The sequence below is a fragment of the Actinomadura rubrisoli genome (assembly GCF_004349215.1).
Taxonomy (GTDB): Bacteria; Actinomycetota; Actinomycetes; order Streptosporangiales; family Streptosporangiaceae; genus Spirillospora; species Spirillospora rubrisoli.
The window spans coordinates 1-23116 of sequence record NZ_SMKU01000021.1 but is presented as its reverse complement, the minus strand read 5'-3'; the positions used below and the strand labels follow the sequence as shown (position 1 = coordinate 23116).

Annotated in this window: 12 protein-coding genes; 5 read left to right on the top strand and 7 right to left on the bottom strand. The window is 74.7% G+C overall.

The window, feature by feature from the left end; all coding sequences use genetic code 11:
- The 6 genes from E1298_RS07280 to E1298_RS07255 form a co-directional block, all read right to left on the bottom strand.
- Positions 1 to 1365, bottom strand: a complete 1365-nt coding sequence (locus tag E1298_RS07280; RefSeq protein ID WP_243725429.1) for a cytochrome ubiquinol oxidase subunit I — start codon at positions 1363 to 1365, stop codon at positions 1 to 3.
- A 118-nt stretch (positions 1366 to 1483) separates the two neighbouring features.
- Positions 1484 to 2296 (bottom strand): ABC transporter permease, encoded by an 813-nt coding sequence (locus E1298_RS07275; RefSeq protein ID WP_131890239.1) that lies wholly within the window; start codon positions 2294 to 2296, stop codon positions 1484 to 1486.
- A complete protein-coding gene (locus tag E1298_RS07270) occupies positions 2293 to 3264 on the bottom strand; it encodes an ATP-binding cassette domain-containing protein (RefSeq protein WP_131890237.1) in 972 nt (323 codons plus the stop codon). Before E1298_RS07270 ends, E1298_RS07275 begins: the two co-directional genes overlap by 4 nt.
- Before the next feature lie 55 nt (positions 3265 to 3319).
- Positions 3320 to 4396, bottom strand: a complete 1077-nt coding sequence (locus E1298_RS07265) for an alpha/beta hydrolase (RefSeq protein ID WP_131890235.1) — start codon at positions 4394 to 4396, stop codon at positions 3320 to 3322.
- Complete coding sequence (locus tag E1298_RS51140) at positions 4393 to 5133, bottom strand: 2-oxo acid dehydrogenase subunit E2 (RefSeq protein WP_131890233.1); 741 nt, start codon at positions 5131 to 5133, stop codon at positions 4393 to 4395. The genes E1298_RS07265 and E1298_RS51140 overlap by 4 nt, the downstream gene beginning before the upstream one ends.
- Positions 5130 to 6155 carry a threonine ammonia-lyase gene (locus tag E1298_RS07255; protein WP_131890231.1) on the bottom strand — a complete coding sequence of 342 codons (1026 nt, stop codon included), beginning with the start codon at positions 6153 to 6155 and terminating at the stop codon, positions 5130 to 5132. Before E1298_RS07255 ends, E1298_RS51140 begins: the two co-directional genes overlap by 4 nt.
- A 187-nt stretch (positions 6156 to 6342) precedes the next feature.
- On the opposite strand from E1298_RS07255, the gene E1298_RS07250 reads away from it, so the two are divergent.
- Positions 6343 to 7092, top strand: coding sequence for a thioesterase II family protein (locus E1298_RS07250; protein ID WP_207944490.1), 750 nt, complete (start codon positions 6343 to 6345; stop codon positions 7090 to 7092).
- On the top strand, positions 7089 to 7859 hold the full coding sequence (locus E1298_RS07245) for an AfsR/SARP family transcriptional regulator (RefSeq protein WP_131890227.1): 771 nt from the start codon (positions 7089 to 7091) through the stop codon (positions 7857 to 7859). The genes E1298_RS07250 and E1298_RS07245 overlap by 4 nt, the downstream gene beginning before the upstream one ends.
- Positions 7860 to 7933: 74 nt before the next feature.
- On the opposite strand, the gene E1298_RS07240 is transcribed toward E1298_RS07245, so the two are convergent.
- Entirely contained in the window at positions 7934 to 11056 is a 3123-nt protein-coding gene (locus E1298_RS07240) for a non-ribosomal peptide synthetase (RefSeq protein ID WP_131890225.1), read from the bottom strand.
- A 183-nt stretch (positions 11057 to 11239) separates the two neighbouring features.
- On the opposite strand from E1298_RS07240, the gene E1298_RS07235 reads away from it, so the two are divergent.
- The 3 genes from E1298_RS07235 to E1298_RS49335 form a co-directional block, all read left to right on the top strand.
- Positions 11240 to 12055, top strand: a complete 816-nt coding sequence (locus E1298_RS07235) for a hypothetical protein (RefSeq protein WP_131890223.1) — start codon at positions 11240 to 11242, stop codon at positions 12053 to 12055.
- Positions 12052 to 12828, top strand: coding sequence for a thioesterase II family protein (locus E1298_RS07230; RefSeq protein WP_131890221.1), 777 nt, complete (start codon positions 12052 to 12054; stop codon positions 12826 to 12828). Before E1298_RS07235 ends, E1298_RS07230 begins: the two co-directional genes overlap by 4 nt.
- Before the next feature lie 56 nt (positions 12829 to 12884).
- Positions 12885 to 23116: type I polyketide synthase (locus tag E1298_RS49335; RefSeq protein ID WP_131890219.1), on the top strand; the 10232-nt coding region annotated here is incomplete at its 3' end.

The window sequence follows — 23116 nt, the reverse complement described above, 5'->3', positions numbered from 1 at the left end:
TCAGACCACCTTGAAGGACGTGACGTCGCGTTCCTGCGGCGCGACCGGGACGGGCTTGTCGCGGGCCATGCGGCGCAGCACGTACACGGACGCGCCGGTGAGCAGCGCGTACACGGCGGCGACGAGCGCGAACCCCCACACCAGCCCGGGCGCCGGGTTGACCGCGTCGGACGTGCGCAGCACCCCGTACACGATCCACGGCTGCCGGCCGACCTCGGTGACCACCCAGCCCGACTCCAGCGCCACCACCGCCGCCACCCCCGCCAGGGACGCGGCGCGGAGGAACCACGGCGTGCGCGGCAGGTCGCGGCGGCGCCACCAGGCCAGGCCCAGCCAGGCCCCCAGCGCCAGCATCGCGAAGCCGAGCCCGACCATCGCCTGGAACGCCAGGTGGACGGCGTTGACCGGCGGGCGGTCGCGCTCCGGCACCTCGTCCAGCCCGGCGATCGCGGCCTTCGGGTCCCAGTGCGCCAGCAGCGACAGCCCGTCGGGGATCTCCACCGCGTACCGCAGCTCGCCGTCGACCGCGACGCCGCCCACGTGCAGCGGGACGCCGCTCTCGGTCTCGTACACGCCCTCCATCGCGGCCAGCTTGACCGGCTGGTTGTCGGCGACGAAGTGCGCCGCCCAGTCGCCGACGACGACCTGCGCGGGCGCGATGACGGCGGCGACGGTGAAGGGCAGCAGGAAGCCCAGCCGGTGGTAGCGGTCGCGGCGTCCCCGCAGCATCGCCACCGCGTACACCGAGGCCATCCCGAACCCGGCGACCATGAACGCGGCCAGGATCATGTGGACGGTCTGGGACGGGGTGGCGGGGTTGAACATCGCCTCCCACGGCCGCACCCGCACGATCCGCCCGTGCTCGGTGTCGAAGCCGGTGGGCTGCTGCATCCACGCGTTGGCGGTCACGACGAAGAACGCGCTCGCGACCCCCGCCAGCACGATCGGGACGCCGGACAGCATGTGCTGGACGGGCGGCATCCGGTCCCACGCGTACAGGTAAAGGCCGAGGAAGATGGCCTCGATGAAGAACGCGATGCCCTCCAGCGAGAACGGCAGCCCGATGACCTGCCCGTAGGTGCCCATCAGGCCCGGCCAGAGCAGCCCCATCTCGAAGGACAGGATCGTCCCGGACACCGCGCCGACCGCGAACAGCACGCCCATCGCCCGCGCCCAGCGCCGGGCGAGCAGCCGGTAGGCGGCGTCGCCGGTCCGGTGGCCGCGCCATTCGGCGATGAGCGTGATGGCCGGCATCCCGACGCCGAAGCAGGCCAGCACGATGTGCCAGCCGAGCGACAGCGCCATCTGCATGCGCGCCGCGCCGAGGTCCGCCTCCGTGGCGGCGGCCGCCCACTGCCCGCTCACCGGTCACCCGCTCCCTCGCGCCGAGGTGCCGTCCTGGCCCCATCGCGGCGTCGGCATACCCGGCCCGGCGGCACGCCACACTCAAGAGATCATGGTCCGGCGGCGAGCGGTGCGGGCGTCAGAGGCGGCGGTTGTAGGCCACGAGGGCCAGCGGGAACGCGACGAGGGCGATGGCGGCCGCCCACAGCAGGGAGAACCAGATGTGGTTGCCCGCCGGCGTGCCGAGCGTGAGGGCACGGATGGCGTCGGCGAGCTGGCTGATGGGGTTGATGTCGACCCAGGACCGGAGCCAGCCCGGCATGCTCGACGTGTCGGCCATGAAGACGCTGCTGCCGAACGTCAGCGGCATCGACCACATGAAGGTGAAGCCCTGGACGGCGTCCGGCGAGGGGGCCATGAGGCCGACCAGCAGGGAGAACCAGCTGATCGACAGGTAGTAGAGGTAGGCCAGGCCGTAGGCGGCCAGGATCGACAGCAAGTCGTTGTGGAAGCGGAAGCCGAGGGCCGCGCCCAGCGACGTCAGCACCGACATCGTGATGCAGAAGCGGACCGTGTCGCCCAGGACGGCGCCGAGCAGCGGGGCCGAGCGGGCGATCGGCATGGTGCGGAAGCGGTCGAAGACGCCCCGGTGGATGTCCTCGTTCATGGACGCGCCGAGCCCCATCGTGGCGAACATGGCCATCTGGGCGATGAGGCCGGGGAGCAGCAACTGGAGATAGGACGAGGTGTCCCCGGCCAGCGCGCCGCCGAAGACGTAGAGGAACAGCACGAGGAAGACGATCGGCAGGAGCGTCACCTCGACGAGCTTCTGCGGGGAGTGCTTGAGTTGGAGGACGTTGCGCCAGGCGAGCGTCATCCCGCTGCGGACGGTGCCGGCGGGGGTGCGGCCGGGCTTGCGGCGGACGGCCGGGGCCGCGGTCAGGGCGGTCATGCGACGCTCCCTTCGAGATCGGGGTGCCGGCCCTCCGCGCGGTGGCCGGTGAGGGTCAGGAAGACCTCGTCGAGGCTGGGCAGGCGCAGGGTCAGCTCCGCGGCGACCACGCCGGCGGCGTCCAGGTGGCGGACCAGCGCCGACAGCAGGGCCGGGTCGGTGACCGAGGCGGTGACCAGGCCGGTGTCGGCGTCGACCTCGGGACCGGCGCCGGTGAGCCGGGCGACGATCGCGGCCACCTCGGTGACGCGGAGGCGGTCGACGGGGCGCACGGCCAGGGTCTGGCTGCCGATCCGCGCCTTGAGCTCCTCCGAGGTCCCCTCGGCCACGACCGTGCCCCGGTCGATCACGGCGATCCGGTCGGCCAGGGCGTCGGCCTCTTCGAGGTACTGGGTGGTGAGCAGCACGGTCGCCCCGTCGCGGACCAGTTCCCGGACGGTCGCCCAGACCTCGTTGCGGGCCCGCGGGTCGAGCCCGGTCGTCGGCTCGTCCAGGAAGATCACCTCCGGGTGGGTGATCAGGCTGGCGGCGAGGTCGAGCCTGCGCCGCATCCCGCCGGAGTAGGAGCGGGCCGGCCGGCCCGCCGCGTCCGTCAGCGAGAAGCGGCCCAGCATCTCGCGCGAGCGCCGCCGCGACTCGGCGCGGCCGTAGCCCTGGAGCCGGGCGATCATCACCAGGTTCTCCAGGCCGGTCAGTTCCTCGTCCACCGAGGCGTACTGCCCGGTCAGGCCGATGCGCTCGCGCACCTTCGCGGCCTCGCGGACCACGTCGAACCCGCAGATCTCCGCGGTGCCCTCGTCGGGCTTGAGCAGGGTGCTCAGCACGCGGACGGCGGTGGTCTTGCCCGCCCCGTTCGGGCCGAGCACGCCGAGCACCGTGCCCCGGCGCGCGACGAGGTCGACCCCGTCGAGGGCCTGGGTCGATCCGAAGCGCTTGCGGAGCCCTTCGGCCTTGATCTCATCAGTCATGTCGTCCCTCCTGCGGCCCACGCTAGCAGCAGTCATTGCTAATTTACAATGACTGCTATTTTGCTCTGCGTGCGCGAAGGAGTCTGGCCTTGGTCCGCTCCACCGCCAGCATGAGGTTCAGCAGCGCCGGCATCGGGCCGCGCGCCCCGCGCATGCGCAGCAGCTCCAGGCCGAGCCAGAGCTTGGTCTCCTCGACGTGGGCGGGCGAGCCGTGGACGTCGTCGTGCTCCAGGAGCCGCAGGTCGCGGACGTGCTCGCGGAGGCGCAGCGGGTCGGCGGGCGGGATGATCTCGTCGCGCCGGCTCGCCACGTAGGCGACCGGGACGTCCAGCCCGGCCAGCCGCCCGGCGGGCAGCGCCCAGGACCGCAGCCCGTCGAGGTCCGTCCCGCTGAGGTGGGCGAGGGTGTCGACGGTGATCCGCGGCAGGTCCTTCTGCCAGACCTGGTCGGTGAAGAAGTCCGTGACCGGCGCGCCGACGGTGAGCACGCCCCTGATCCGGGGGTCGTCCATCGCGCAGCGCAGCGCCTGGTGCCCGGCGAAGCTCATCGCCAGCGCGTAGGTCCGCGAAGCGTCCGCCCGCCCGCCGATCGCGTCGATCACCCCGGACAGGAACCGCCAGCTGTCGCCGTCGTAGGCGAGCGGGTTCTCCCCCACGCCGGGCATCTCCAGCGCGACCGCCGCCATGCCCAGCCGGGCGAAGATCGGCAGCGCGGGCGCCCACTGCTCCTTCAGCGTGATGAACCCGCCCGTCACCAGCAGCAGCGGCCGGGGCTTGGCCGCGGAGAGGCCGGTCTGCCAGATGCCGAGCCGTGTGCCGTCGACCTCGATGTGCTCCTTGGTGATGCCCTTGCCGGCGCTCCACCGCTGGAACGTCTCCAGGGACTTGTCGTAGGCCGCCTGCCGCGCGGGCCCGTCGACGAACGGGAACCGCGCCATCAGGTAGTGCCTGCTGGCCTCCAGGTCCCGGCCGGCGGCGGCGAGCCGGTCGCCCTCCGCGCTCCACTCCCCCGCCCACGAGCCGGGGCCCGCGCCGTCCTCGGTGATCCGGTCGAGCAGCCGCCCGTAGCCGGAGATCTCCAGCCCCCGGGCGTGGACGATGGCGTACCGCTTGAGCTCCGCGACGTCGTTCATGCGAACTTCTCCAGGGCTTCCTTGAGGTCGGCGAGCACGTCGGCGGCCTCGGCGCCGTCGATCACCCGGTGGTCGAAGGTGAGCGACAGCCGCATGACCGGGGCGATCTCCACCTGCCCGTCCCGCGCCACGGGGCGGTCGGCGATCCGGCCGATGCCGAGCGTGATCGTGGTGCCGCCGATGGAGTAGAACCCGTCGACCGGCCGGTGGCCGAGCGAGGTCACCGCGAACGTCCCGAACGCCTCGGACCGGCGGCCCAGCGGGCGGACGCCCAGCCGGAACAGCAGCCCGCCGACCGGCCACGGCAGCCGGTGCAGCAGCCGGGCCGCGGCGAACTCCGGCATCAGCGCCGGGTCGCCGTCGCGGAAGTGCTCGATCCGCTCCTGGATCTCCTCCAGCGTCGCCGTCTGGAGGTCGGGCAGGACGGCCGACAGGACGATCCGCCGCCCGTTCAGGTGCCGGTCGAGGGTGAACTTGCCGTTGACCGCCGGGTACCGCGCGACCTTCGGCCGCGCCCTCCCGGCGATGGCGGCGTTGGCCTCGGGGTGGGCGGCCAGCACCCGGGCGGCCGCGTACAGCACGTACGTCACCACCGAGAAGCGCCGGACCGACAGCCGGTGCTCCTCGATCGCGCTCATGTCGATCTCCGTGCCCAGGAAGACCGGGGACACGGCCCGGATCTCCTCCAGGAAGTGCAGCGTGTGCCGGCGTTCGCGGGCGATGGGGCGGGCGGTCATCGGGATTCCTCTCCCTGGAGGTGCCCGGCCAGCAGCGAGGCGACCAGGCCGGGCTCGACGTTGCCGCCGCTGAGCAGGACGCCCACCGCGGCGGGGCGCGGCGCGGGCAGCCGGAGCGCGGCGGCGAGCGCGGTGGCGGCGGCGGGCTCGACGAGCAGCCGGGCGTGGACGAGCGCCAGGCACAGGGCCTCGGCGATCGCCGCCTCCGGCACGGTCACGACCTGGGCGACCTCGTCGCGGGCCAGTTCGAACGCCAGCGTGCTGATCCGGTCGGGGCGCAGGCCGTCGGCGATGGTCGTCCCCACCGGGACGGTCACCGGCCGGCCCGCCCGCAGCGCCGCGCCGAGCGCGGGCACCGCCAGCGGCTCCGCGGCGATCACCCGGATGCCGTGGCCCCTGGCGGCCAGGCAGGCCCCGGCGACGGCGCTGCCCCCGCCGACCGGGACCACCACCGCGTCCAGCGCCGTGCCCTCGGCCCGCGCCTGGCGGATCAGCTCCGCGGTGGCCGACCCCTGCCCGGCGACGACATCGGGGTCGAGATAGGGGTCGATGAGGTCGAAGCCCCGGGCCGTCCGCACCTGCTCGACGAGCGCCGTCCGCTCGGCGAGCGCCGTCCCGGCGAGGACGACCTCGGCGCCGGCGGCCCGGATCGCCGCGATCTTGGTGGGGGCGGCGTCTACGGGCAGCACGAGCACGGCGGGCAGCCCGTACTCCCGCGCGGCGCGGGCCACGGCGATCGCGTGGTTGCCGGTGCTCTGCGCGACCACGCCCCGGCTTCCGTCCCCGGCCAGCCGGGCGACGGCCAGGAGCGCGCCGCGCATCTTGAACGACCCGCCGAGCTGAAGGTTCTCCGCCTTCAGCCACAGCCGGGTCCCGGCCAGCCCGTCCAGCGCCTCGCAGCGGACCACCGGGGTCGTGACGAGACGCTCGGCGAGCCGCCTGCGGGCGTCCTCGACGCCCTCCTTGGTGAGCTGCGGCAGGTCGTCCGCGACCGCCGTGCCGATCCCTGCGGTTCCGGTCATGGGGCCATCATCGATAGGGGTCCTAAACCCCGGCTAATGCCCGGCTTGGATAGGGGGCCGGGCCTTTTGTAGGGGCGCGGTCGGGGTTACCCGGGGCAGAAGGCGCTGCCTAGACTCCGGCTCAATGCCGGAATCCCAGAAGGGCAGGTAGATGGCCCCGTTCAGAGGTCCAGAATCATGGGTCCGCGTGTTCCATCCATCGGCGGAGAGCGAACTGCGGCTTGTCTGCTTTCCGCATGCGGGTGGTTCCGCGTCCTATTTCTTTCCATGGTCGCAGGCGCTCGCCCCCGGAATCGAGACGCTCGCGCTCCAGTACCCGGGCCGCCAGGACCGCAGGGCGGACCCCCGCCCCGGGAGCGTCGCCGAGCTGGCCGACCAGGTCTTCGCCGCGCTGGAGGGGCTGGCGGGCGGGACGTTCGCGTTCTTCGGCCACAGCATGGGGTCGGTGCTGGCCTTCGAGGTGGCCAGGCGGTTCGAGGACAGGACCGGCGGCGGGCCCGCCCACCTGGTCGCCTCGGGCTACCCGGCGCCGTCGCGGCTGCGCGGCGGCGACGTCCACCTGCGGGGCGACGCGGGCATCGTCGAGGAGCTGCTGGCCTCCGGCGGCTCCGACCCGCGCGGCCTGCGCGACGAGGACATGCTGGCCATGATCCTGCCGCCGGTCCGCGACGACTACCGGCTGATCGAGAACCACCCGCCCGTGCCGGACGCCGTGCTGAAATGCCCGATCACGATGCTGACCGGGGACGCCGACCACCACACCACCCGCGAGGAGGCCGCGGCGTGGCGGGACCACACCGCCGGCGAATTCCGCCTCCGCGTCTTCTCCGGCGGGCATTTCTTCATCGACCCGCACCGGGACGCGGTGCTCGGCGAGATCTCGGCGGCCCTCAAGGGAATCGCCTACTCATCCAGCGGGACATCGGAGGAGCAGTGAAGTACGAGCTTTTGGGAACGCTGCGCGTCGTCGACGACGACCGCAGATCATCGATCAGCGCACCGAAGATCGAGGTGCTCCTCGCCACCCTGCTCGTCCGCGCGGACCACGTCGTGACGACCGACCAGCTGATGGGGGAGATCTGGGGCGAGCGGCTGCCCCGCCGGGCCACCGCCGGCCTGCACGTCTACGTGTCCGAGCTCCGCAAGTTCCTGCACCGCCCGGGCCGGGCGGACGGGCCGATCGAGACCCGCTCCCCCGGCTATGTGCTGCGCCGCGGCTCCGACAGCCTGGACTACCAGGCGTTCCTGGAGCTCACCGACCTCGGCAGGGCCCGGATGCGGGAGGGACGGCACGCCGAGGCCGCCGAGCTCTTCGACGCGGGGCTGGCCCTGTGGCACGGCCCGGTGCTCGGCGACATCGGCACCGGGCCGATCCTGCGCAGCTTCGTCACGCGGCTGTCGGAGGTCCGGATGGAGTGCACGGAGATGCTGGTCGACTGCCGGCTCCAGCTCGGCCACCACCGCGAGCTGATCGGCACGCTCTTCACGCTGACGACGGAGAACCCGCTGCGCGAGGCGTTCTACCGGCAGCTGATGCTGGCGCTGTGCCGCTCCGAGCGGCGCGCCGACGCGCTCAAGGTCTACCAGTGGGCGCGCACCACGCTCATCGACGAGCTGGGCCTGGAGCCGTGCGCGCAGCTCCAGGATCTGCACCGTGCGGTCCTCCAGGCCGACGAGCGCGTCCTGGAACTCTGCGTGGCCTGACCCGGCCCGCGAACGGCGAGTGCCCGCCCCGGGAGAAGGGGGCGGGCACTCGCCGTTCGCGGGCGCTGAGCCGGTCAGGACGCCCGGACGTGGGCGGCCAGGGCGCCGGGGGTGGGGGCGGCGAACAGGTCGGCGAGCTTGACGGTCAGCCCGCGGGTCTCCTCAAGGCTCTGGAGGAGCTTGGCGCCGAGCAGGGAGTGGCCGCCGTGGGTGAAGAAGTTGCTGTCGGCGGTGATGTCGTCGCGGCCGAGCAGCTCGCCCCACAGCTCGATGAACGCGTCCACCAGGGCGTCGTCGGTGCCGCCCCCCGCCGCCGGGCCCCGGGCGGCGGCGCGGCGCTCGGCGGCGAGGCGGTCGAGCTCGGGGTAGTCGACCTTCTCGTTGGCGTTGGTCGGGAAGGACTCGACGACGATGAAGTCCTGCGGGATCGCGGCGCGCGGCAGCTCGGCGCGGGCGAACTCCCACAGCTCGTCGACCAGGTCGTCCTCGGCGGACTCGACGAAGGCGACGAGCCTGCCGTCGGCGCTGCGGTCGCCGACCACGACGGCGGCCGCGCCCTTGACCTTCGGGTGCCCGAGCAGCGCGGCCTCGATCTCGCCGAGCTCGATCCGGTTGCCGCGCAGCTTGACCTGCCGGTCGGCGCGGCCGAACAGCTCCAGGGTGCCGTCCGGCAGCCAGCGGCCGACGTCGCCGCTGCGGTAGTACCGGCCGTGCACCGGATGGTCGCCGAACCGCTCGGCGTTGAGGTCGGGGCGGCCGTGGTAGCCGAGCGCGACGCCGTCGCCGGCGATCCACACCTCGCCGCGGACCCCCACGGGCAGCTCGCGCCCGTCCGGGGCGACGACCATCATGCGGGTGTTGGCGATCGGGCCGCCGATGTCGAGCCGCTCGCCGAGGTCGGCGGGCAGGACGCCCCAGGTGCACCAGGTGGTGGTCTCGGTCGGGCCGTAGGCGTGGTGGACCTCGCAGCCGGTCTCCAGCAGCCGCTTGGCCAGCGGCACCGGCACCGGCTCGGCGCCGATGACGACCCTGCGGCCCGCGAGCAGGCCCTCGACCTCGTCCAGGACGAGCCGCCAGGTGGTGGGGGTGGCCTGGACGATGCCCGGGTCGAACCGCTCGATCAGGTCGCGGAGCACCCGGCCGTCGACGCGGGCCTCATCGGGGGCGATGACGATCCGGCCGCCGGAGTACAGCGGGACGTAGTGCTCCAGGTTGGCCATGTCGAAGGCGAACGTCGTCATCCAGAGGGTGGCGTCCTGGGGGGTGGCGCGCAGGCGCTCGGTGTAGTCGGCGGCGATGTTGGAGATCGCGCGGTGCGGGATCGTCGCGCCCTTGGGCCGTCCGGTGGAGCCCGAGGTGTAGATCAGGTAGGCGGGGTGCCCGGGGTCGACGGCAACCTCGGCGCCTGCGGGCGGGCCGTCCTCGGGCGGGCCGTCGGTGAGCGGCGGCAGGGGCAGCACGGCGACCCCGGGGGCGGTGAACGCCGCCGGGTCGCGGTCGGTGAGGACGACGCCGGCGCCGGAGTCGGCCAGCAGGTAGGCGACGCGCCGGGCGGGGTGCTCGGGGTCGATGGGCAGGTAGGCGGCGCCGGCCAGCCAGGTGCCGAGCACCGAGGCGACCAGCTCGGGGCCGCGCGAGGCGGCGATGGCGACGGTGTCCCCGGGGCCGACGCCCGTGGCGCGCAGCGTGTCACGGGCGGCGACCGCCGAGTCCCACAACCGCCGGTAGGTGACCAGGCGGTCCTCGTGCTGGACGGCGACCGCGTCCGGGGTGGCGCGGGCGTGGCCGTACACCGCGCTCGGGACGTCGGCGGGGTCGTGGCGGCGCGCGGTGGCGTTGGCCGCCTCGATGACGGCGCGGTCCTCCTCGCTCCAGGCGAGCAGCTCGCCGGTCGGCCGGTCCACGTCGTCCGCGACGGCCACCAGCAGGGCGTCGTAGCGGAGCAGCAGCGCCCGGACGTCGTCCTCGGCCAGCGCGTCCAGGCCGTACCTGGCGTTGATCCACAGCCGGCCGGGCGAGGACGCCACGAAGAACTCCAGGTCGAACTTGCTGTAGCCGTTCTCCACCACGACCGGGCGGGCGGGCGTCCCGTCAAGGGCGAACTCCCCCAGCTCCAGCTCGGGGAAGTAGTTGAACAGGTGGCGGCACAGGCGGTTGCGCCAGCTGGAGTCGGCGCGCGGGACCAGCTCGGAGATGCTGTCGACGGTCACCCCGGCGTGGCCGAGCGCGGCGAAGTAGGCGTCGCGGGCGCGCCTGGCCAGCGCCCCGAACCCCTCGGCCGGGTCGACGAGCACCCGCACCGGCAGCACGTTGGTGTGGTGGCCGACGATGCGCGGCGCGTCCTTCGGCCGGACGCTCACCGGCGAGCCGACGGTGATGTCGGGTCCCGCGCCGTGCGCGGCGAGCAGCAGGTCGAACGCGGCGAGCAGGACGACCGACTCCGGCGCGCGCACCTCCCGCCGCAGCCGCTGGACGGCCCGCACGGCGTCCTCCGACAGCTCGTGCCCGACCTGGTCGCCGCGCAGCGTGGCCGGGCCGGTCCCCTCGGGGGCGCCGCACCACAGGTCGTGGGTGCCCGGGTCGAAGTCGCCGAGCCGCTCGCGCCAGAACGCCAGGCTCTCCTCGGGCGGGTCGGGCTCGTGGAAGGCCGGGACGGTCTCCAGCAGGTGGGCGGGGACGGGCTCGCCCGCCGCGCAGGCGTCGTAGGCGGCGACGAACTCCTCCAGCAGGAGGGTCCCGGAGATGATGTCGTAGACCAGGTGGTGGAAGGTCAGGCAGAGCACGTCGCCGCCGGGGTGGTGGAACAGCCCGGCGCGGACGAGCGGGCGGCCGTCGAAGACGAAGGGGCGGGTGACGAACGGGCGCAGCGCCGTCCCGATCTCCGCGGCGGGCGGGGCGAAGTCGGGGAAGTCCTCCACCTCGATCCGGAAGCCGTCCGGCGGGACGACGCCCTTGACCAGCTCGGCGCCGGTGGCGAAGTAGACCGTGCGCAGGACCTCGTGGCGGCGCAGCAGGACCGCCAGGGCGTCGCTGAGCGCGCCGGAGTCCAGGACGCCCTCGGCCTGGAACGCCAGGACGAGATTGTTCGAGGCGCTTTCCGGGACCAGCCTTTCCAGCAGCCAGAGCGACACTTCTTTACGCGTGGCAACCGAAAGATCACCAGTGGAGCGGGTGATCGTCTTCGTGGGGCTCTCCATTGGGTTCCTCCCTCCAGATACAAGACGCACATGCTCCTGCGGACGATACGAGCGCGCGGAAAACACGCCTACCCCTAAGCGTCGCGCACACCCCCTAAGGCGTCCGATAGGGGTGCCTCGCGCGCCGGGCCGCGCTTTACGCTTTTACGGAAGATCGGTCGACCCGACTCCCGGGAGTGACGAGTGAGCATTTCAGCGGCATGGAAGACATTGGCGGAGTCCGAGAATTCGGCGGGAATTATCCTGGCCGTCGATTTCGACACCACCGGACGGCCGGAGGCGCGCTTTTCAGATCTGGTCGCCCACATGGGGCCCGGCCACACGGTCTGGGAGAGCGTCCCGCCGCCCGGCGGGACGCTCGGCCCGGACGACTACATCGAGCACTGGGCAGCCCCGATCGAGGCCGGGCGGCGGCCCGTCCGGGCGCTCACCGGGTTCTGCGCGGGCGCGGTCTACGCGGCGGCGCTGGCCGAGCGGATCCGCGCCGTCCAGGACACCGAGCCCCGGCTGATCCTGTTCGACCCGGAGCTGTCGACCGCGCAGACCCTGATGTGGCAGTACCACAAGGTGATGGGCTTCATGTCGGCGGTGCTGTCCGCCGACGAGATCGCCGAGGCCCGCGCCGCGGGGCAGCGCCTGCACGACCGCGACCCCGAGGTCGGCGCCCTCAAGGACGCCCTCATCGCCCTGGCCCGCGAGACGGGCGAGCCCGCGCTGACCAAGGCCGGGCTGGACGAGGCCCGCCGCGAGGAGCTGTTCGAGGTCTTCGAGTCCTTCCTGGGCTACCTCGCCGCCGCCGGCCGGATCGACCCGCTGCCGGAGTGGCGCAAGGCCATCGCCTTCAGCTCCGCCAGCCCGCTCAGCGGCCTCAACGCGATGCGCGCCTCGGGCCTGGGCGGCGAGGTCACCGTCGCCGAGGAGATCGGGATCGACGTCGACCACGGCACGATGCTCGCCCACGCCGGCCTCGCCGCCTCCTTCACCGCCCTGCTGCCATGAGGGCCGCACCGAGCCCGGCCCGGCCCGCCGCCGCGACCGCCTACCTGCCCTACACGCTGGAGGAGTCCGCCGGGACGAGGCTGTTCTGCTTCCACCACGCCGGCGGGTCGGCGTCGTCGTTCAGCGGGTTGCAGCGGGCGCTGGGGCCGAAGGTGAGCGTGGCGCCCGTCCAGCTGCCCGGACGGGAGCGGCGGGCCGCCGAGCCCCGGTTCACCGAGATCGGGGCGCTGGTCGAGGAGCTGGACCGCGAGCTCGCGCCGTACCTGGAGGAGACGCCGCACGCGTTCCTCGGGCACAGCATGGGGGCGATCGTCGCCTACCGGCTGGCCTCCCGCCGGGTGGCGCGCGGGGCCGTCCCGCCCTACCGGCTGGTGGTCGGCGGGTACCCGCCGCCGCACAGGCCCGCGCCGATCTCCTGGGCGCTGGAGCTGCCGGACGAGGAGCTGGCGCGGTTCCTGGTGTCGGTCGGCGGGATGTCGGAGACGATCCTGCGCTACCCCGCCTGGATGCGGCCCGCCCTCGCCCAGATCCGCGACGACCTGCGCGTCTGCGAGAGCCACCGCGTGCCGCCGCCGGACTGGCGGCTGCCCGTCCCGATCGAGGTCTTCGCGGGCGCGGACGACCCGCTGATGCCGCCTTCGGCCGGCGAGGGCTGGTCGCAGCACACCTCGGCGGGCAGCCGGGTCCACGTGCTGCCGGGCGGGCACTTCTTCCCGCACGAGCGGCCGGCCGAGTTCCTCGTCAGCCTGTCGTCCGTCCTTTTCCCGGCCTAGTTCCCGCTTTAGCGGTCGGCAAGGGGCCGCTTAGGCGGGCGGCGAATGCTGGGGGCATGCCGGAATCCATGCCCGTAGAGGCCGTCGCCGTCGTCGGACTGTCCTGCCGCCTCCCGCAGGCCCCTGACCCCCGTGCGTTCTGGGAACTGCTGCGCCGGGGCGGCAGCGGCATCGGGGACCTCCCCACGGACCGCTGGGCGGGACCGCTGCCCGGGGGTCCCGCGCAGGGCGGGTTCCTCGACCGGGTGGACGCCTTCGACGCGGGGTTCTTCGGGATCGCGCCGCGCGAGGCGGCGCGGATGGACCCCCAGCAGCGGCTGATGCTGGAGCTGGCCTGGGAGTGCCTGGAGGACGCGGGGATCGCGGCGTCGGCGCTGCGCGGCGGCAGGACCGGGGTCTTCGTCGGGGCCATCGCGTCCGACTACGCGACGCTGGCCGTCCGGCAGGGCCCCGAGGCGGCCACCGCGCACACCGTGACCGGGCTGAGCCGGGGGATCATCGCCAACCGGGTCTCCTACACGCTGGGGCTGCGCGGCCCGAGCCTGACGGTCGACGCCGCGCAGTCGTCCGCGCTGGTCGCGGTGCAACTGGCCTGCGAGAGCCTGCGGGACGGCGAGTCGGACCTGGCGATCGCCGGAGGGGTGAACCTGATCCTCGCGCCGGACAGCACCGTCGGCCTCACCCGGTTCGGCGGGCTGTCGCCGGACGGGGTCGCCTACACCTTCGACGCCCGCGCCAACGGCTACGTGCGCGGTGAGGGCGGCGGGGCGGTCGTGCTGAAGCCGCTGGGCCGGGCGCTGGCCGACGGCGACCACGTCTACTGCGTGATCCGCGGCGGCGCGGTCAACAACGACGGCGCGACCGGCGGGCTGACCACGCCCAGCGCCGCCGCCCAGGCGGACGTCCTGCGCCGGGCCTGCGAGCGGGCCGGGGTCGAGCCGCGCGAGGTCCAGTACGTCGAGCTGCACGGCACCGGGACCCGCGTCGGCGACCCGATCGAGGCGGCCGCGCTGGGCGCGGTCTACGGGCCGGACCGGGCCGCCCCGCTGCTGGTCGGCTCGGCCAAGACCAACGTCGGCCACCTGGAGGGCGCGGCGGGCGTCGTCGGCCTCCTCAAGACGGCGCTGGCGATCAGCCGCCGCGAGCTGCCGCCCAGCCTCAACTTCGCGACCCCCAACCCCGACATCGACTTCGCGGGCTGGAACCTGTCGGTCCAGACCGCCGCGACGCCGTGGCGGCCGGGCCGTCTCCTCGCGGGCGTCTCCTCGTTCGGGATGGGCGGCACCAACTGCCATCTGATCGTCGAGGAGCCGCCGCCCGCCGCCGTCCGGGAGCGGAACGGCGCGTCCGGCGCGTCCGACGCGCCCTGGCCTGTGTCGGGACGGACGGAGGCGGCGCTACGGGCGCAGGCCCGCAACCTGCGGCGACACCTGGCGCAGCGTCCCGGGCTGGACGCGGGCGACGTGGCGTACACCCTGGCCAAGGGGCGGTCGGCGCTGGAGCGGCGCGGCGTCGTGCTGGCCGGGGACGACCAGGCGGGGGCGTTGAAGGCCCTCGCGGACGGGAAGCCGCATCCGGGGCTGGTCACCGGGAGCGTGATCGAGGGCAAGCGCGTCTTCGTGTTCCCCGGGCAGGGGTCGCAGTGGGCGGGGATGGGCCGGCATCTGCTGGAGCACGAGCCGGTGTTCGCCGCGCATCTGCGGGCCTGCGCGGACGCGTTCGGCCCGCTGGTGGACCAGGACCCGGTCGCGGCGCTGCGCGAGGCCGACCCGGCGATGCTCGGGCGGGACGACGTGGTGCAGCCCCTGCTGTTCGCCGTCATGACCGGGCTGGCGGAGCTGTGGCGGCACCACGGGATCGCGCCGGACGCGGTGGTCGGGCACTCCCAGGGCGAGATCGCCGCCGCGTACTGCGCTGGCGCGCTGAGCCTGGACGACGCCGCCCGGATCGTCGTGCTGCGCGGCCGGGCGGTGCGCGGGCTCGCGGGGACCGGGGCGATGATGTCGCTGCCGCTGCCCGTGGACGAGGCGCGGAAGCTGATCGGGCCCGGGATGCACCTCGCGGCCGTCAACGGGCCGTCCTCGACGGTGCTGTCCGGCGACACCGGCCCGATCGAGGCGCTGCTGGACGAGCTCCAGGCGCGGGGGGTGCGGGCGCGGCGGGTCCCCATCGACTACGCCTCGCACAGCCCGCACATCGAGCCGCTGCACGACGACCTGCTCGCCGTCCTCGACGGCATCGCGCCCCGGCCGTCCGAGGTGGCCTTCTACTCCACCGTCACCGCCGCCCGGCTCGACACCGCCGAGCTGACCGGCGAGTACTGGTACGGCAACCTGCGCCGGCCGATCCGGTTGCAGGAGACCGTCGAGCTGCTGCACGAGGACGGGCACGCCTTCTTCGTCGAGGCGAGCCCGCACCCGCTGCTGGCGCTGGGCATCCAGCAGACCTTGGAGGGACGTCCCGTCGCGGTGCTCGGCACCCTCCGCCGCGATGCCGGCGACCGGATGCCGGTCGCGCTGGCCGAGGCGCACGTCCGGGGCCTGCCGGTGGACTGGCGGCTGGAGGGCACCCGCGTTCCGCTGCCCACCTACGCCTTCCAGCGCCGCCGCCACTGGCTCGACGGCACGACCGCCCGCCCCGAGGACGCGCCGGAGGCGCCTCCGCGCGCGAGCGACCCCGCGGAGGAGCCGGACGCGCCCGCGGACGAGCCTGCGGACGAGTCCGGCGCGGCCTCGCCGTGGGACGGTCTCCAGCCGCGCGAGCTGGAGAACGCGCTGCACGACCTCGTCCGGGTGAACGCGGCGGTCACGCTCGGCCACGTGACGGCCGAGGCCGTCGACCAGGGCATGACGTTCAAGGACCTGGGGTTCGACTCGGCGCTGACGGTCGAGCTGCGGGACCGGCTGAGCGCGGCCACCGGGCTCGACCTGCCGCCCGGGCTGCTGTTCGACCACCCGACCCCGGACGCGCTCGTCCGGCACCTGCGCTCGGCGCTCGGCGGCGGGCCCGCCGTGGAGCGGGTGGTCGCGGCCGTGGCGCACGACGAGCCGATCGCGGTGGTCGGGATGGCCTGCCGCTACCCGGGCGGGGTCGCCTCGCCGGAGGACCTGTGGCGGCTGGTCGCCGAGGGCCGGGACGCGATCACCGGGTTCCCCGAGGACCGGGGCTGGGACCTCGCCGGCCTCTACGACCCCGACCCGGCGCGCGGCGGTCACACCTACACCCGCAGCGGCGGCTTCCTCGGCGACGCGACCCGGTTCGACCCCGGCTTCTTCGGGATCTCCCCGCGCGAGGCCACCGCGATGGATCCGCAGCAGCGGCTGCTGCTGGAGACCTCGTGGGAGGCGTTCGAGCACGCCGGGCTCGACCCCTACCGCGCCGCGGGCCCGGTAGGGGTGTTCGTCGGCGCGATGGCCCCGGAGTACGGGCCGCGGCTGCACGAGGCCGCCGACGGGCTGGACGGCTACCTGCTGACGGGCAGCACGGTCAGCGTGGCGTCCGGCCGGATCTCCTACACCTACGGCTTCGAGGGCCCGGCGGTGACCGTCGACACGGCCTGCTCGTCGTCGCTGGTGGCGATGCACCTGGCGGCGCAGGCGCTGCGCCAGGGCGAGTGCGGGCTGGCGCTGGCGGGCGGCGCGGCCGTGATGGCGTCGCCCGGCATGTTCGTGGAGTTCGCCCGCCAGCGCGGGCTGTCGCCCGACGGCCGCTGCAAGGCGTTCGGGGCGGGGGCGGACGGCACCGGCTGGGCCGAGGGCGCGGGCCTGGTGCTGCTGGAGCGGCTGTCGGACGCGGTCGCGAACGGCCACCGGGTGCTGGCGGTGATCCGCGGCTCGGCGGTGAACCAGGACGGCGCGAGCAACGGGCTGACCGCGCCCAACGGGCCGTCCCAGGAGCGGGTGATCCGGCAGGCGCTCGCGGGCGCGCGGCTGTCGCCCGCCGACGTCGACGCGGTCGAGGCGCACGGGACCGGCACGGCGCTGGGCGACCCGATCGAGGCGGGGGCGCTGATCGCGGCCTACGGCGACCGTCCGGCGGAGCGTCCGCTGTGGCTGGGCTCGCTGAAGTCGAACCTCGGCCACGCCCAGGCGGCGGCGGGGGTCGGCGGCGTCATCAAGATGGTGATGGCGCTGCGGCACGGCGTGCTTCCGCGCACCCTGCACGCCGAGACGCCCAGCCCGCACATCGACTGGTCGTCGGGACGCCTCGCGCTGCTGACCGAGGAGCGCGACTGGAGCGGCGCGGAGCGGCCTCGCCGCGCCGCCGTGTCGTCCTTCGGGATCAGCGGCACCAACGCGCACCTGATCCTCGAAGAGCCGCCCGCGCCCGCCGCGGCGCCGCCGCAGGACAGGTCGGAAGACGGCCCGCAGCACGGGCCGGTCCCTGTGGTGCTGTCGGCGCGGACCGAAGGGGCGCTGCCCGCCATGGCGGGACGGCTGCTCGACGCCTTCCCCGAAGGGGCCGGGAGCGAGGTCGCGCGGACGCTGCTCGGCCGGGCGCGGCTGCCGCACCGGGCGGTCGCGCTGACCTCGGACGCGGTGCGGGCGCTGGCCCAGGGCGAGCCGCACGGCGACCTGGTGACCGGGGCCGCGCGCACCGGCAAGACCGTCTTCGTGTTCCCCGGGCAGGGGTCGCAGTGGCCGGAGATGGGGCGGTACCTGCTGGAGCGCGATCCGGTGTTCGCCGCCCACATCGGGGCGTGCGCCGAGGCGTTCGCGGCGTGGACGGACTGGGATCTGGTAGGGCTGCTCGCCGACCCCGACCCTGAGGCGCTGGAGCGCGTCGAGGTGATCCAGCCGGTGCTGTTCGCGGTCATGACCGGGCTCGCCGAGATGTGGCGGCACCACGGGGTCCTGCCGGACGCCGTGGTCGGCCACTCCCAGGGCGAGATCGCCGCCGCCTACTGCGCCGGGGCCCTCGGCCTGGAGGACGCCGCGAAGGTCGTGATCCTGCGCGCCCAGGCGCTGATCCGGCTCGCCGGGACGGGCGCGATGGCGTCGGTCCCGCTTCCCGCCGCCGAGCTGGACGGGCGGCTCGGGCCGGACGTGCACGTCGCGGCGGTGAACGGGACGGCCTCCACGACCGTGTCCGGCACGCCCGAGGCGATCGACGCGCTGATCGCGGAGTTCACGGCACGCGACATCCGGGCGCGGCGCGTGCCCGTCGACTACGCCTCGCACTGCCCGCACGTCGAGCCGCTGCGCGACGACCTGCTCTCCGCGCTCGCCGGCATCGCGCCCCGCCCGTCCGAGGTGGACTTCTACTCCACCGTGGCCGCCGCCCGGCTCGACACCACCGAGCTGACCGGCGAGTACTGGTACACGAACCTGCGGCAGCCGGTGCGGCTGCACGAGACCGTCGAGCTGCTGCACGCCGAGGGCCACCGCTTCTACGTCGAGAGCAGCCCGCATCCGGTGCTGACCATCGGCGTCCAGCAGACCTTGGAGGACCTGCCCGCCGCCGTGTTCGGCACGCTGCGCCGCGACCGGGGCGACCGGTTCCCGCTGGCGCTCGCCGAGGCGTTCGCCGCGGGGATCGAGGTCGACTGGCGGCTGCCCGCCCTCCCGCCGCCGTCCGCCGACGCGCCGACCTACCCCTTCGACCGGCAGCGCTACTGGCTCGACGCCCCGGCGGACCGCTCGGACCCGGCCGGGCTGGGGCTGACGCCCGTCCCGCATCCGCTGGTGGGCGCCTCCCTCACCACCGCCGAGGACGGCACGGTGCTGCTCACCGGGCGGCTGTCCCACCGCACCCACCCGTGGCTGGCCGACCACGCGGTGGCGGGCACCCCGCTGCTGCCGGCCACCGCGTTCGTGGAACTGGCGCTCCTGGCGGGCGACCACGCCGGCCTCGACCTGCTCGACGACCTGGTCCTGGAGGTTCCGCTGGCGATCCCGGCGGGCGGCGCGGCCGACGTCCAGATCGAGGTCTCCCCCGGCGAGTCCGCGCGGCCGCTGGCCTTCCACTCCCGTCCCGGCCCCGACGCCCCGTGGACGCGGCACGCCACCGGCTCCCTCAGCGCGTCGGCGCCGGGGCCCGGCGCGGCGGAGCTGACGGCCTGGCCGCCGCCGGGCGCGGTCGCGGTCGGCCTGGACGACGCCTACGAGCTGCTGGCCGACCACGGCTACGGCTACGGCCCGGTGTTCCAGGGGCTGCGGGCGCTGTGGCGGCGCGGCGCCGACCTGTTCGCCGAGGCGGCCCTGCCCGACGGAGCCGACCCGGCCGGCTACCGGCTGCACCCCGCGCTGCTCGACGCCGCGCTGCACCCCGCCGTGCTGGCCCCGCTGCGGGACGGCTCCACCGAGACGGCGCTGCCGTTCTCGTGGTCGGGCGTGCGGCTGCTGGCGACGGGCGCGACCGAGCTGCGGATCGCGCTGACCGCGACGGGGCGGGGCGGCTACGCGCTCGACGTCGCCGACGGGACCGGGATGCCGGTCGCGTCCGTGGCGGAGCTGACGCTGCGCGCCGTCCCCGCGGCCGTGACCGCCGCCACCGACCTGCACACCGTGGAGTGGACCCCGGTCCCGCTGCCCGACGCGGAGCCCGGCGGCTGGACGGTCCTGGGCGGGGGGCCCGGCGACTTCGCGGCGGACGACGCCGCCGAGACGCTGATCCTCCCGCTGGCCCCCGGGACCGGCACCGCGGACCTGCCGTCCGCCGCCCGGGACGCCGTCCAGGACGTCCTGGCCCGGCTGCGCGCCTGGCTGGCCGACGAGCGGGGGACGCGGCTGGTGGCCGTCACCCGGGGGGCCGTCGCCGCCCTGCCCGGCGCGGACGTCACCGACCTGCGCAACGCCGCCGTGTGGGGGCTGCTGCGCACCGCGCAGACCGAGCACCCGGACCGGCTGACGCTGCTCGACCTCGACGACGACGATCCGCGGACGCTGGCCGCCGCCCTGGCCACCGGGGAACCCCAGCTCGCCGTCCGCGACGGCAAGGCGCTGGTCCCGCGCCTGCGGCGGGAGCCCGCAGCGGACCGCGCGGAGTTCGACCCGGACGGCCTCGTGCTGGTCACGGGCGGCACCGGGACGCTCGGCCGGCTGCTGGCCCGGCACCTGGCGACCGTCCACGGCGTGCGGCGCCTGCTGCTGACCAGCAGGCGCGGGCCGGACGCGCCCGGCGCCTCCGGCCTGCGGGAGGAGCTCGCCGCGCTCGGCGCCGACGCGGAGATCGTCGCCTGCGACGTCGCCGACCGGGACGAGGTCGCCGCGCTGCTCGCCCGGCGGACCGTCTCGGCGGTGTTCCACGCGGCCGGAGTGCTCGCCGACGCCACCATCGAGGGCCTGACGCCCGCGCAGGTCGAGGCGGTGCTGCGGCCGAAGGCCGACGCCGCCTGGCACCTGCACGAGCTGGCCGGGGACCTCGCGCACTTCGTGCTGTTCTCCTCCGTCGCCGGGGTGCTCGGCAACGCCGGGCAGGGCAACTACGCGGCCGCCAACGCCTTCCTGGACGGGCTGGCCGCGCACCGCCGCGCACACGGGCTGCCCGCGGTGTCGCTGGCCTGGGGGCTATGGGCCGAGGGCAGCGGGATGACCTCCGACCTGGACGCGGCCGACCACGCGCGGCTGCGGCGCGGCGGGGTGCTCCCGCTCGCCACCGGCGAGGGGCTGGCGCTGCTGGACGCGGCGCTCATGTCGGACCGGGCGCTGGTGCTGCCCGCCCGGCTGGACCTCGCCGCCGTCCGGAACTCGCCGCCGCCGCTGCTGCGCGGGCTGGTGCGGGCCCCGGTGCGGCGGGCGGTCGCCGCGGCCGGAAGCGAGGGCTGGGCCGGGCGGATCGCCCGGATGCCCGCCGAGCACCGCGACGAGGCCGTCCTCGACCTGGTCAGGATGCAGGTCGCGCTGGTGCTCGGACACGCCGGCACCGCGACCGTCGACCCCGAGCGGGCGTTCCGCGAGCTGGGGCTGGACTCGCTGACGGCCGTCGAGCTGCGCAACCGGCTCGCCGCCGCCACCGGGCTGCGGCTGCCGTCGACGCTGCTGTTCGACTACCCGACGCTCAAGGCGCTCGCCGCGCGGCTGGTCGACCTGGTCACCGGCGAGCCGGTGGAGGCCGGGCCCGCGCGGGCCGCGGCGGTCGCGGACGAGCCGATCGCCATCATCGGGATGGGCTGCCGGTTCCCCGGCGGCGTGCGGTCGCCGGAAGAGCTGTGGGACCTCGTCGCTGCGGGACGGGACGCGATCACGCCGTTCCCGGACGACCGCGGCTGGGACCTGGCGGCACTCTACGACCCGGATCCCGACAACGAGGGCCACTCCTACGCGCGGGAGGGCGGGTTCCTGCACGACGCGGCCGACTTCGACGCCGAGTTCTTCGGGATCTCGCCGCGCGAGGCCCTCGCGACCGACCCGCAGCAGCGGCTGCTGCTGGAGACCGCCTGGGAGGCGGTCGAGCGGGCGGGGATCGGCATGACGTCCCTGCGCGGCAGCAGCACCGGGGTGTTCGCGGGCGTCATGTACAACGACTACCGGTGGCGGCTGCGGGACGCACCGGAGGGGTTCGAGGCGTACCTGGGCAACGGGAGCGCGGGGAGCGTCGCGTCCGGCCGGGTCAGCTACACCTTCGGGTTCGAGGGCCCCGCCGTGACGGTCGACACCGCCTGCTCGTCGTCGCTGGTCGCGCTGCATCTGGCGGCGCAGGCGCTGCGGCGGGGCGAGTGCGCGCTGGCGCTCGCGGGCGGGGTGACGGTCATGGCGACGCCCGCGCCGTTCGTCGAGTTCAGCAGGCAGCGCGGGCTGGCCCCCGACGGCCGGTGCAAGTCGTTCGGCGCGGGCGCCGACGGCGCGGGCTGGAGCGAGGGCGCCGGGCTCCTCCTGCTGGAACGGCTGTCGGACGCGCGGCGCAACGGGCACCGGGTGCTGGCCGTCGTGCGGGGCAGCGCGATCAACCAGGACGGCGCGAGCAATGGGCTGACCGCGCCGAACGGCCCTTCGCAGCAGCGGATGATCGGTCAGGCGCTCGCCGACGCCGGGCTGGCCCCGTCCGACGTGGACGCGGTCGAGGCGCACGGGACGGGCACGACGCTCGGCGACCCGATCGAGGCGCAGGCGCTGCTGGCCACCTACGGCAAGCAGCGGCCGGAGGGGCGCCCGCTGTGGCTCGGGTCGCTGAAGTCGAACATCGGGCACGCCCAGGCGGCGGCCGGGGTCGCCGGGATCATCAAGATGGTGATGGCGATGCGGCACGGGATCCTGCCCCGGACGCTGCACGCGGACGAGCCGACACCGCACGTCGACTGGGAGGCGGGCGCGGTCGAGCTGCTGACGCGGGCCCAGGAGTGGGAGCGCGGCGACGGCCCGCGCCGGGCGGCGGTGTCGTCGTTCGGGATCAGCGGAACGAACGCGCACGTGGTCCTGGAGGAGGCGGAACCGGAGCCCGAGACGGTGCCGGTGCCGGTGCCGATGCCGGTGCCTCTGGCCGACTCGCCGGGGCCGGAGGTGTGGGCGCTGTCGGCGCGGTCGCCGGAGGCCGTGGCCGAGCAGGCGCGGCGGCTGCACCGGCGCGTGGCGGACGATCCGGGCCTCGCGGCCGGGGACGTGGCGCACACGCTGACCCGGTCCCGGGTCCTGTTCGATCACCGGGCCGCGATCGTGGGGACCGGACGGGAGGAACTGCTGGCGGGGCTGGCGGCGCTGGGGGCCGGTGAGGCGCATCCCGGAGTGGTCGCGGGGAGCGCGGGCGGCGGGCTGGCGTTCCTGTTCACCGGTCAGGGGTCGCAGCGGGCCGGAATGGGGCGCGAGCTGCATGCCGCGTATCCGGTGTTCGCCGACGCCTTCGACGAGATCCTGACGCACTTCGACCCGTCGCTGCGAGACATCATCTTCACCGACGAAGACGGGACTCTCGACCAGACGCTGCATACCCAACCGGCATTGTTCGCCCTGGAAGTCGCGCTCTACCGGCTCTACACCTCCTGGGGACTGACCCCCACCCACCTCACCGGGCACTCCATCGGCGAAATCGCCGCCGCCCACTGCGCCGAAGTCCTCTCCCTCGACGACGCCTGCACCCTGGTCGCCGCACGCGCCCAGCTCATGCAATCAGCACCGTCCGGCGGCGCCATGACCGCGATTCAGGCGACCGAGGACGAGATCCTGCCCATGCTGGATGACCGCGTCTCCATCGCCGCCATCAACGGGCCCACCACCATCGTCATCGCAGGCGACCCCGACGCCGTTCAACCGATCGCCGAACACTGGAGGCAACTCGGCCGCAAGACCAAGAACCTCAAGGTCAGCCACGCCTTCCACTCCCCCCACATGGACCCCGTCCTCGACCATTTCCAAGC